The 12,502-nt window shown below is 28.2% G+C and carries 7 protein-coding genes and 1 pseudogene; 1 reads left to right on the top strand and 7 read right to left on the bottom strand.

Annotated elements, in window-relative coordinates; genetic code table 11:
* The 7 genes and pseudogenes from E6771_RS12835 to E6771_RS12805 all read right to left on the bottom strand — a co-directional run.
* Nucleotides 1-452 (bottom strand): annotated as a pseudogene (locus E6771_RS12835) (AAA family ATPase); the annotation flags it as partial.
* A complete protein-coding gene (locus E6771_RS12830; RefSeq protein WP_316091739.1) occupies nucleotides 453-1,346 on the bottom strand; it encodes a hypothetical protein in 894 nt (297 codons plus the stop codon).
* Nucleotides 1,347-1,771: 425 nt separating this feature from the next.
* Nucleotides 1,772-2,224 carry a helix-turn-helix transcriptional regulator gene (locus E6771_RS12825; protein ID WP_316091738.1) on the bottom strand — a complete coding sequence of 151 codons (453 nt, stop codon included), beginning with the start codon at nucleotides 2,222-2,224 and terminating at the stop codon, nucleotides 1,772-1,774.
* A 212-nt stretch (nucleotides 2,225-2,436) separates the two neighbouring features.
* Nucleotides 2,437-4,062 (bottom strand): Na/Pi cotransporter family protein, encoded by a 1,626-nt coding sequence (locus E6771_RS12820; protein WP_316091737.1) that lies wholly within the window; start codon nucleotides 4,060-4,062, stop codon nucleotides 2,437-2,439.
* Nucleotides 4,063-4,317: 255 nt separating this feature from the next.
* Complete coding sequence (locus E6771_RS12815) at nucleotides 4,318-4,884, bottom strand: retron system putative HNH endonuclease (protein ID WP_316091736.1); 567 nt, start codon at nucleotides 4,882-4,884, stop codon at nucleotides 4,318-4,320.
* 2 nt (nucleotides 4,885-4,886) lie between these two features.
* Complete coding sequence (locus E6771_RS12810; protein WP_316091734.1) at nucleotides 4,887-6,056, bottom strand: AAA family ATPase; 1,170 nt, start codon at nucleotides 6,054-6,056, stop codon at nucleotides 4,887-4,889.
* A gap of 515 nt (nucleotides 6,057-6,571) precedes the next feature.
* Complete coding sequence (locus tag E6771_RS12805) at nucleotides 6,572-8,554, bottom strand: S9 family peptidase (protein ID WP_316091732.1); 1,983 nt, start codon at nucleotides 8,552-8,554, stop codon at nucleotides 6,572-6,574.
* Between the two features lie 371 nt (nucleotides 8,555-8,925).
* Here E6771_RS12805 and smc point away from each other — a divergent pair, with 371 nt between their 5' ends.
* Nucleotides 8,926-12,444, top strand: a complete 3,519-nt coding sequence (gene smc / locus E6771_RS12800; RefSeq protein WP_316091730.1) for a chromosome segregation protein SMC — start codon at nucleotides 8,926-8,928, stop codon at nucleotides 12,442-12,444.
* Nucleotides 12,445-12,502 lie beyond the last annotated feature (58 nt).

Here is a 12,502-nt window from a genome sequence, read left to right as displayed (position 1 = left end):
CTCAATTTATTAAAATACAGCCCCAGATTAATTACTATAACAGTTTTTCCTCTCTCCATGAGATAGTTTCCTATACATGCACTTACAAAAGTCTTTCCAGTTCCAACTCCCCCATAGAAAAGTATTCCCTCTTTTTTATCTTTTTTCAGAAAACTCTCTGCATATTTCTTTGCCAGCTGCATATGATCACTGTTCATATCAGCATTTTCAAATCTGCTGTTCAGAAATTTTTTATCCATTACAGAAATATCTCCGCATTTTTTTACCCTGTTTTTTATACATTCCTGTATTCTTTTCTTTTCCAGTTCCTCCATCTCTTTTATTTTATTTTTCTCCAGACACTCACATTCTGGAATATATTCCAGTTTCTTTTTAATTCCCTCTGGAAGCATCTTAAAATATTTATTTTCATTTTTTACATAATCTTTTCCGCAATATTGGCATTTTACCATCTATTCCCCTCCAGCTGTTCCTTTGAGCAGGCTTTTTATAAAATCCCCTGTGAAATTTTCATATACAGGTTCTTTAAATTCTTTTTTAGTATCAGGAACACTCTTTTTTCCAGCGCCTGTTTTGTCTTTAAAGTTCCCATTAAGGGCTTTTTTAAGATTCTCTATTTTAAAAATTGCATTTACACTCATATTATTTTTTACAAATTGAGATTGCGACATCAGTGTCAAGGCTTCAAATAGTTTTCCAGCTCCAAGTTCTCTGTATATCCCCAGTAAAATATAGTTATCAGGTCTGTAGTTGAAATCTGGGAGCCCTAAATCACAATACTTTTTTAATATCTGCTGTATCTCTACAGGAGCATTGCTTAATTTTTCTTCCTTGTGCACTATCTTTTCAATAACTTTTTCCTCCTGCTTCTCTGTGTGTGTATTATTTATATCTTCTGTTCTTTTATTATCTTCTAATAAAAGACTATCTTCTGATGTCTTCAAAAAACCGTCAACGGATTTACCATTAACGGTTTTTCCGTCAACGGTTTCTCCAACAACGGTTTTAATATTGATTTCCTTGAGATTTTCAGGTGTAAATACAAGTTTCTTACCTTTAAACCTGCCTCCTACCTTATCCTCAATCAATAAAATTACTTTTAACTCTTCAAAAATTTTTAATCCTTTAGGTATCCATGCTCTGCTTAGTCCACTGTATTTGGCTATTGTTTCAGTGTAATATTTTATATCCTGTCCATTAAAATCACTGTATATCTCTGTAAGAGTTAAATATAGATTTCTAAGTTTTTGAAGTTCTGCTCCATTATAGCTGCATCTCAATACTCTCAATATTTTCTTTTCCTGCCAGCAGAATGGTTGTTTTCTCGTACTTCTTATATTATTCATTTCTCACTCCTGTAAATTTTATTAATATATATTTTCCTAGATAATAAAAAATTAAAATATTTTTTTCTTGCTTTTTTCCTGATAAATTAATATAGTTATATTTAAAAGTGCATAGAGGAGGATTTAATGGAAGATAAAGTATTGACAGACAAAGAAAAAGTTATGGAAATTTTACAAATGATTCAGAATTTTCTAATTGAGGAGGATTATTAATTTTATTTATTCACAAATTTTAGTTCCTCTAAAGTTAAACACAATTATTAAAAAATTTTATTGTATTTCTTTTTTTACTTTTAAAAATTATACAGCATATTGTATATCTAAAGAGGAACAAAGTCAAGAAATAAAAAATTATTTGATTAGTTTAATCAAAAGCCCATAAATCTCAGAATTTTTATTTCTAAAATTTATGGGCTTAATCTTTCTTATAATTTAGTTATTCTTTTTTTAATTTTATCTAATTTTTCCATATCTTTTTCTAATGTACCTTTTCTAAAGCTGAGTATCTCCACTCTTTCAATCATCATTTTTAATATTTCCTTCTGCTCATTTATTTCAAGTTCTTCTAGCAAAAGATTATATAACTCTTTTATATCATTATTTTTTATAATGGTTACTGCTGTATCTCCTTCTGTAGTATTTCTAATTTCATCTATTACAAACTCAGGTATTGTTTCCTCTACATATGCTTTTATTAATTCCTTTTTCTGTAAAGGATACTCTTTTACAAGTTTTTCAAGAATTTCAGCATTTATAGGCTTTTCAGTTTTTTCTATTTTATCTATATAAGTGAAATATATTCCCGTTTTTCCAGATAACCCTCTCAAGCTGTCACCTTGCTGTGTTCTTACTTTTTTCAGTACCTCACCAAATTTCATTTTGTACCTCTCTTTACTTATAAATTCTTTCTTAAATTATACATTATTTTCTATTAAAAGTAAAAAAATAAATATTACATCTGTACCTCTAAAGTAATACTCTTCTGTCTAATAAAAAAAGAATGACATTAAGATATAAATATACTTTTAGAATTTTTTTAATAAAAAACACTAAAATTTAATATCTTTTTTAAGTCATTCTTTTTATCAGTTTAAATATTATATACTTCAATAATATTGAAAATATGATCTCTCACTCTTCGATAGTGGTTTAAAATATCCATATAACTAGTAGTCAGCATCGCTATTGGATTTTCCTGTCCTCCATCTTGAAGATGTATCTGTTTTGCTTTTCTATATTTCTCAGTTATCTTATTAGCCTTAATTAAAGCTTTAACAAACATCTCTTTATTTTTTAAGGCATAAGCTGTATTTACATTTCTAAATAATTCTCTTGTGTCCTCATTAAATTCCTTCAATGTGGTTTTTTCATCTTCAGTGAGGTCTATTGAATTATTTTGGAGCTTTTTAAGTGAATTAGTTACCCTCATAAGATAATCACTGATAGTTTCATATTCATCACATACTTCAAGATTATTTCTTGTATCCAATTTCATCTTATCACTTATATTTTTATTCAATATCACAAAGTTGGCATCAGTTATCTCTTTCTGAAAAAGATCTAAATCATTTTCTATCTTTCCCATCTGAACTACTTTTTCCTCAGTTATAAATTCATTATTCACATAAATATTATCTAAACTCTTAAACATTTCCTCAATATACTTTCCCATTGTAAGTATTTCTGTCTTTGTCTGTCCTACAACAATACTTGGTGTTTTAAGCATAAGAAAATCAATTTTAGTAACCCTTTCGTCTTTCTTCCCATCATCTTTTACTATTTTAGTCAAAAGATCAGCCATAACTCCAATAAAAGGAATAAATATTAATACATTAGTTACATTAAACATTGTATGTGCTGTGGCTATTGCCATAGTTATATTGGCTTCTGGACTTCCAAAGTTTGAAAGAAATCTTAAATAATATGGAAATATTGCTGTTACCCATATAACTCCCAAAGTATTTATAATAGTATGGGCATAGGCAGCTCTCTTAGCATTTGCATTAGCATTTAATGTAGCAAGTATAGCAGTTATTGTTGTACCAACATTCTCTCCAAGAACTAGAGCAACAGCTGTTGGATAATCAATAAGTCCCTGAACTGCAAGAGTTATTGTAATACCAAGTGTAGCAGATGAAGATTGAACAATAGCTGTAATTAATGCTCCAATTGCTGCAACTTTTATCACACCAAAATATGTGTCAGCAGAAAACATATGGAACATACTTACAAACTCAGGCATACTCCTGACAGGCTTCAATCCATTACTCATTAATTGAAGTCCTAAAAAGATCATTCCTAGTCCCATAAAAGTAAGAGCTTTTGTTTTTGCTCTGTCTCCCTTTAAGAATATATACAATATAGCTCCTGCTCCAACAATTGGCAGTCCATATTTTCCTATATTTAATACAAGTATCCATCCTGTTATTGTTGTTCCAATATTGGCTCCAAATATTACTCCAAGAGCCTGTTTAAGTGTAAGTAATGAAGCATTTACAAATCCAATTGTCATAACTGTACTCACTGATGATGACTGAACCAGCATGGTTACCCCCATTCCCATAAGTATAGCCATAACTCTGTTTGTTGTCAATAATGCAAGTACTTTTTTCAACTTCTGTCCTGCTAATTTCTGCATTCCTGATGACATATTGTCCATCCCATAAAGAAATATTCCTAATCCTCCAAGAACATTAAAAATGATATCTAGATACATTCTTCCTCCTAAATTTTAATAAACATCTCCAACTGAAAAATATACTATCATTTTAATGTTATTTTATTGTTAATTCTATGTAAAAATTGTGTAAAAAAAAATTATTTCCTTACAAAGAACTATTTTTTCTGATTTTAAAAAGTGTATTTTTATAAAAAAATATAATTTTTTTTACATTTCAGTGTAAAAAATATGTGAAAATAAAAAACAGAAATCAGAATTTTACTTTTCTATTTTCTGTTTTTTAATATATATTTAGTTAAAATTTTCTTTTAGATACTCTTTTAAACTTGGAAATTTATCTGTATAATCTAAATATTCTTTATTTTTTAAATTTTGCTCAATAAATGTTTTTCTGATTTCACATAATCTTTTATCATTTAAATTCAATATTTTAATTGTATAATCAGCTTTTTCAAATTTTAATCTTTCTTTTTCCTTTGGGTTAATCTTTCCTGTTTTTATGTCATAAGTTAGATATTCTTCTGGGTCTTCTAATGTGGGATCAATAAATTTTTCTGACCATTGGTTTTCTTTATATTGACCACAAGTTTTTGGGTTTTTACAGCCTGTCAGGTAATTAGAATATTCATGCATTAATTCAGGAAATTTTTCTTTAGGTTTTATATGTTCAATTTGACTCTCTTCTATGCTTATTTTTAGCTCACAATAAGGGCAATAATAATTTTGCTCATATTCAAACATATATTTTTTCAAATCTTTTTTTATGTTATGACCATAATCATTCCAATTATGAGGCTTATTTTTTATTTTAAATCTTTTAAAAAATTCAGGCTCTTCCTTTTTATTAATTTTAAACATATTTATACCTTTCTTCTTTTTCTTTGAATATCCATATCTATAAGAAATAAATCTTTATCTGTTTCGCCTAGAATAGATTTTAATTCAGAGTACTTTTCTTTAAAACTATCTGTTTCATATTGATTATTGTCAACCAGTTCTCTAACTTCATTCAATAAATCAAAAACCTTAGGATTTCTTGTAGTTTCCAATCCCATGATATCTTCCAATATTCTATCTACAGGTTGTCCATAAGATGTATATAGCTCTTCTCCAGTTGTTGAAACAACTTCTCCACTTTCATTTTTAGAAAGTAATATTATATTTTCTCTTGGAACACTTCCCAAGATATGAGGAGAATGAGTTGCAACTATAATTTGATTATTTTTTCCTATTCTCTGATATATCTCTATAATTCTTTGCTGCCATTTTGGATGTAAAGAAAGTTCAGGCTCATCAATTAAAATAATAGAATTTTCAGGTTCGAGCATTTTTATAGCTAAAGTTCTTAGAAATAGCTGTTTTTCTCCTGATGAAAGTTGATTTATATCAAATTCCTCTCCTGACGAATTAGCAAATATAGGCATACTTTTTTCGTCTTTTGATAATCCTATTAACTTAATATCCAGTTCAAGAATATCAAATATTCCATTAATTTCTGAATTTACCTTTTCTTTTACTTCTTTCATAGTTAAATTTTCTTCTGTATTTGCCAGATATGTGATTCTGCTGGCAATATATGAAGGAATATCTTTTATCATATCTGAATTCACAATATTAAAAAATTCATAATCTCTATGTAGAGCAGTAGTTTTTGTTTTTACTTCATTAAAATTTATTTCAGTAGGAACATATATTAATTTAGGAATTATTTTTATATTTTCTATAATATTTTGATATTTTCTAAAATCTTTTCTTTTATTATATATTAAAAGGTCTAAATCACTAAGTAAAGACTTATTTATTTTTTGTTCATCATTTTCCAAAAATAATTCTGCTTGAATTCCTATATCTTGTCTATAATCTGCTTCATTATCAAAATATTTCCAAATACTTTCCAGGAGTGTTGTTTTTCCACTTCCATTACTTCCAGCTATAACAATAGTATTTAAAATTTCATTCTCTTTTTCAAAATTAATTTTTATATCTTTTAATACTTTATTATTTTCTATTTCAATACTTTTTATTTTCATATTTTTCCTTTCAAATACAAATCAAGATATATGAGTTCCCACATTTTTTATTTTTTGCTCTTTTTAATTTACAATTTCATAATGAAAAGTAAAAACTCCTTCAATTCTTTTAAAAATTCTGTATTTTTTATTTTTAAATTTTTTGTTATGTTCTGATTTCCTGTATATTATACCATATATCAAAAAAAAAATCTCTTGATTTACTTAGACATAAAATATTGAAATTTTTTAAATTTTAATATAATATTTTCACTATTAAAAAGCCCTCAGTAAATTATCTGAGGGTTTAAACTATATTTATTATTTTACTTATTTTGAATATTCTTAGCCACTCCAAACTTTACTATTTTCTTTTTTATCACTATCAATTAAATTTCTGCTTATGAACCACTCTTTAATATTTTATCTCTAAAATTTTATTTATAAATATCCGACTATCTAATACACACTATACACATCAAAGTCAATTTTTTATTTATAAAAAAAGAAGAGTGTTCCCACTCTTCTAACTTTTTTTAGTCTTTCAAATATTTTTCAAACCAGTTAGTCATTTCTTCAAGCCTTCTTATTCTATGTTTTGGTTTTCCGCTTCTTGAAAGCTCATGGTTCTCTCCTCTGAACATACAAAGTCTAGCTTCTACACCATGATATTTTAAAGCTGTAAACATTTGTATTCCTTCAGCAATCCAGCATCTATAATCTTCTTCTGAATGGATAAACAGTGTAGGTGTTTTAGCTTTATCTGCATATTTCATTGGTGAATGCCACCATAATTTTTCCTGATTTATCCAAGGAGTTGAAGCGTTCTGATCTGCATTGAAGTAATATCCTATATCTGTAGTTCCAAACTTAGATATCCAGTTAGCTATACTTCTTTGAGAAGCAGCACATCTGAATCTGTCAGTATGTCCAATTATCCAGTTAGTCATAAATCCACCATATGACCCTCCAGTTACTCCCACTCTGTCAGCTTTAATTGGATATTTTTCTAATACTGCATCTGTAAATTTCATTAAATCATCATAGTCAATAGTTCCATATTTTCCTCTGATATCAGCAAAGGCATTTCCTCTTCCATCTCCTCCACGAGGATTACAGAAGAATACAAAATATCCCATATTTGCCCAAACCTGCATTTCATGGTAGAATACTTCTCCAAATACAGTTTTTGGCCCTCCATGAATATCAAGAATAGCAGGATAAGTTTTTGTTTCATCATAATCTACAGGCTTTAATACCCAACCTTCTATTTCAATTCCATCATTTACAAAATTACATTTTTCAGGAATAGAAAGTTTTTTATCTGTATATATATTTTCATTAAATGTAGTAATTTGAGTTTCTTCTCCATCTTTTAAACTATATATTTCCTGAAGTTTAATTCCTCTAAGTCCAGCAAAAAGAATTTCATCTCCACATACATCATACACATCTACTGATCCATTAGCTTTAGTAAGTACTGTTTCATTTCCAGCAAGGTCTATGGTATTCAAGAAAGAATCTTTAAACACAGTAGTTGGAAAATACAGTTTTCCATTAACTACTCTGTAGCTTTTTCCTCCGCCATATCTACAGTCTGATCCTACAGTATTTGCCATCCATGTATCATGTTTCTTCAATAATTCAAGTTTTCCATTTTTAATTACATAGAAACTTGGATTCTGATTCATTCCATATTCTTTACAATCATTTAAGGCACATATAACTGCATCTTCTAAAAACTCAGCATAACTGACTCTGAAATTGGCATCTATTGGAAGAAGTGTTTCTGTTGTCTTAGAAGCTATATCATAACAGAATATTCCTTCTCTCTGCTCCAATTTTCCCTCAAAAAGATTTCCAACATAAAGTACCTTTCCATCTCTATATGAGAAATAAGTTACAACTGTATGTTCACAGCTCAATGGTGTAACTTCATTAGAAACTCTGTTATATAAATAAAGTCTATTTCTTTTCTGATTAGTAAATCCTCCACCATTGCTCCAGAATGGAATCTCATCAAGAACTTCATAATCTTTTTCCTCTTTTAATTTTGCAACAGCTTTACTTCTTTCCTCTCCAGTCAATTCATTCAAGTTAATTCCATAATTATCATACTTAGCTGTAAGAACAAAATTATCTTTATCTATCATTTTTATAGCAGTAACCATAAGAGGAATCTGCATATATTTGTCAGCTTCTCCTCCATTGATATCTATTGAATAATAAGCAGTCCATTTTTCCCCTTGGCTGATTTTTTCTTTTAATTTAGCATCTCTTGCAGCTGGAAAAATAATTGTTGAATCATCTACCCATAAAAATGATCTTTCCTCATTTAATGATGTCAATTTTGAATATTTTTTTGTTTTATTATTTAGAAGCCAGATATTAGATTGATAATTATTATCATCATAATTTGCAGTATTTACTACAAAACCTGCATTTTCCCCATTTGGCGAAAATTCAAGATTAGAAAGATATTTGTAGTCTAAAAAATCTTTTAATTTTAGGTTTTCCATTTGTACGCCTCCATCATTTTAATAAATTAGTGTCTGAATTACCTCTTATTATATATTAGATTCAGCGACTTTACAATTGATTATTTACAAATTCAAGATATTTTTCTATTTAGAGAATTCTATATTTTCACTATTATTTTTTCATTACAGAATTTATTATTTATACATATATCAATAAATTTTTTCAACATACAGACAGTATAAAAAATAAATTCAAAATAGCAAGATAATAATTTTAATGCTATACTTTATATGAAAGGGTAAAATCTTATTTCTTGAATAAAAATAGAATAAATTTATTCTTTATTTTAAAATAATAATATATAATCTGTATAGAACTTTTAAAAAAATCATACTTAGTAGGAGATAATATGTATTTAAAAGCTGTTGAAATATTTGGATTCAAATCTTTTGGTGAAAAAGTATATATAGAATTCAACAGAGGAATCACATCTATAGTGGGACCTAATGGAAGTGGAAAATCAAATATTCTGGATGCTGTTCTATGGGTACTTGGAGAACAGTCCTATAAAAATATCAGAGCAAAGGAAAGTTCTGATGTCATTTTTTCTGGTGGAAAAGATAAAAAACCAATGAATTCAGCTGAAGTTTCTTTGTATATAGACAACACTGATTCTTTTCTTCCTTTGGAAAATGAAGAAATCAAAGTAACTAGAAAACTTTATGCTACTGGTGATAATGAATACTATATAAATGATGTAAAAACAAGATTAAAAGATATAGGAAATCTTTTCCTTGACACTGGGGTAGGTAAAAGTGCCTATTCAGTTATTGGTCAAGGAAAGGTAGAACGTATTATTGGTTCATCTTCGAAAGAAATAAAAGGAATCATTGAAGAAGCTGCTGGAATAAAAAAATTCCAGATAAAAAAGAATGAAGCTGTTAAAAATCTCAGTAATGTAGAGCTTGAGTTGGAAAAAATAGATCTGGTTTTAAGAGAAGTAAAGGAAAATAGAGACAGAGTAGAAAAACAAGCTGGAAAAGCTCAGGAATATCTTAATCTTAAAGAAGAGAGAGATAGACTGGCAAAAGGAATATATATGAGTGAGTTTAATGAAAAACAGACTCAATTAAATGATGGAGATGCAGTAAAAGAAAAACTTGCTTCTGAAGCTGCTGAACTGGAAAAAGAATTTAATTCCATTGAAAACAGACTTGATGAAATTGACAAAGAAAAACTCATACTAAAAAAAGAAATCGAAGAGTTGAGCGGAAAAAATCAGGAATTAAAAAGAGAAATTGAACTCAAAGAGAGAGAGAAAGTAAGAATAAGTGAAAGAGTAGAGGGATATAAAAGAGAGGTCAGCGATAGACATGAGAGAATGAAAAACAGTGATCTTAAAATAACTGAAAAATTAAAATCTCTTGATATGCTTGTTGAAGAGAGAGAAACACTTAAAGAAAAAATAGAGAAACTTTCAGAAGAAAATTTAAAATTTGAGTCTCAATTAAAAGAACTGGAAAACACAAAAAAAGAATTTGACTTAGGAATGGAACTTAAAAAGAAAAAAGTCATGGAACTTGAACTGGAAAAATTAAAACTCCTAAATGAAATAGAAAGTTCAAGCAGAAGAGTAAAAGGGAGTAATACTAAAATTACAAACCTCAGAGAAGAACTTTCATCTTATGATATGAAATTAAGCTCTGCTGCAACAGAACTGGAAAAAGCTGAAATATCTAAAAATGAAAAAGAAAAAAAACTTGTTGAAATTGAAGAAAGGGGAACTTTTCTGGAAGAGGAAATAAGTAAACTAAGTCAGAGAAGCAATAAACTTTCTGAAATAGTAAGAACTGCTGAATATGATGAAAAAAGACATTCAGCAAAACTTCAGGCTCTTTTACGAATGGAAGAAAATAATGAAGGATTCTTTAAAGGAGTAAAAGAGGTTCTCAACAGTAAAATTATTGGAATAGAAGGTGTATTTATTTCTCTTGTAACTATTCCTGAAAAATTAGAAAAAGCTATTGAAGCTGGAATTCCCGGAAATATACAAGATATTGTTGTCAATACTGGAGAGACAGCTAAAAAAGCAATAAATTTTCTTAAAGAAAGAAAAGCTGGAAGGGCTTCTTTTCTTGCTCTTGATACTATTAAGGTTCCTCTGAAACGGGAAGTAAAAATAAATATTCCTGGAGTGATAGGGAGAGCTGCTGAACTGGTAACAGCTGATGAGAGATATAAAAGTGTAGTTGAATTTGTACTTGGAAATCTTCTTATAGTTGAAAATCTGGATACTGCATTAAAAATAGTTAAAAATAACATGTTTATGGGGAATGTGGTAACTCTTTCTGGAGAACTAATGAGTTCACGAGGAAGAATAACAGGTGGAGATTCTGGCAGTTCCACAGCCAGTCAGATATTTGAAAGAAAAAAAGAAATAAGAATTCTTAAAGAAACTGTTGAAAAGTTAACTGCTACTATAAAAAATGCTTCAACTGAACAAAATGAAATAAGTAAAACTCTTGAAAATTTTGAAAATGAAATAGATAAAATAGATTCTCTGGAAGATGGAATCAGAAAGCAACTTAAATTAGCAGAAGAATTATATAATGATTATATTTTGAAAAAAGAGAGAATAGAGAAAGATAGAAGAGTTGTCAAAGTGGAATTAGAAGAAGAAGAAAAATACAGTCAGGAATTTGAAAAGAGAATAAACAGTTCTAAAGATGAGAGAGAAAGAGTTGATCAGGTTATTGCTGAAATCAAGGCTGATGAGGAGCATGAAACTGAAAAAATCCGAGAGATTAATACTTCTATTGAAAAGAAAAAAGAAGAATTTTCAGATGTAAGAATTCTCTTTATGAATAGTCAGGATAGACTTGGACAATTAGACAGAGAAGAAGAAAGAGAAAAGAAAGAATATGAATTTCTTATAGATGAAAAAAGAAATATGGAAGAAAAAACTGCTTTTCTTGAAGATGAAATAATTTCTCTGGAAGAAAAAGAAAAAATATTAAAAACAGAAATTGAAGAAAGAATAAACAAATATGAAAGTGAAAATACTGAAGTACAAGAAAGAAAAGTAAAAAATGAAGCTCTTACAGAAGAAGAAAGAAATCTTAATAAAAAAAGAAAAGAAACAGAAAGTTATCTCCTTCATAAAAGAGACAGTCTAAATAGGGTAGAAGAAAGTCTTGAGAGAACTAAAGTTGATTTAGAAAGATTAAAAGATATTCTAAGCACTCTGGAAGATGTGACTGCAATAGAAGTGGAAGAAGAAAAACTAAAAGAATTGAAAGATAAATTAAAAATTCTGGATAACAGATTAAAAAATTTCCAGGCAGTAAATCTTTTAGCAATAGAAGAATTTAAAGAGTTAAATGATAAATATATTTTCCTTACTACCCAAAAAGATGATCTTGTTAAAGGAAAAGATGTTTTATTGGAATTAATTAAGGAAATTGATGACACTATTCATGAAAAATTCTTCACTGCTTATAAAGAGATAGATACTAATTTTAATCAGATGTGCATGGAAACTCTTAATAACTCTGAAGGAAAACTTCTTATCATTAATCCTGAAAATTTTGATGAATGTGGTGTTGAAATATTTGTAAAATTTAAAAATAAAAAAAGACAGACACTGTCTCTTCTTTCAGGTGGGGAAAAATCTATGGTTGCTATAGCATTTATCATGTCTATTTTTATGTACAAACCTAGTCCTTTTACATTTCTCGATGAAATAGAAGCTGCTTTGGATGAAAAGAATACTAGAAAACTTATTGGAAAATTAAAGGAATTTACTGAAAAATCTCAATTTATTCTTATCACACATAACAAAGATACTATGAGAGAGTCAGAATCTATATTTGGAGTGACTATGAATAAAGAAATAGGTATCTCTAAAATAGTTCCAGTAAAATTTTAATTTTTAAAAGTTTCAAACATGCTTCAATATAAATAAAGTCTATCAATTTATCTGAAAG

Origin of the sequence: Fusobacterium sp. (assembly GCF_032477075.1) — a bacterium.
Classification (GTDB): Bacteria; Fusobacteriota; Fusobacteriia; order Fusobacteriales; family Fusobacteriaceae; genus Fusobacterium_A.
The sequence above is the reverse complement of the archived record's forward strand: the minus strand, read 5'-3'. Positions and strand labels throughout refer to the sequence as shown.

What these genes read in the sequence shown, in the direction of transcription:
- E6771_RS12815 (WP_316091736.1), bottom strand. Translation starts at nt 4,884, where the DNA reads ATGTTTAAAATTAATAAAAAGGAAGAGCCTGAATTTTTTAAAAGATTT.
- E6771_RS12825 (WP_316091738.1), bottom strand. Translation starts at nt 2,224, where the DNA reads ATGAAATTTGGTGAGGTACTGAAAAAAGTAAGAACACAGCAAGGTGAC.
- smc (WP_316091730.1), top strand. Translation starts at nt 8,926, where the DNA reads ATGTATTTAAAAGCTGTTGAAATATTTGGATTCAAATCTTTTGGTGAA.
- E6771_RS12820 (WP_316091737.1), bottom strand. Translation starts at nt 4,062, where the DNA reads ATGTATCTAGATATCATTTTTAATGTTCTTGGAGGATTAGGAATATTT.
- E6771_RS12805 (WP_316091732.1), bottom strand. Translation starts at nt 8,554, where the DNA reads ATGGAAAACCTAAAATTAAAAGATTTTTTAGACTACAAATATCTTTCT.
- E6771_RS12830 (WP_316091739.1), bottom strand. Translation starts at nt 1,346, where the DNA reads ATGAATAATATAAGAAGTACGAGAAAACAACCATTCTGCTGGCAGGAA.
- E6771_RS12810 (WP_316091734.1), bottom strand. Translation starts at nt 6,056, where the DNA reads ATGAAAATAAAAAGTATTGAAATAGAAAATAATAAAGTATTAAAAGAT.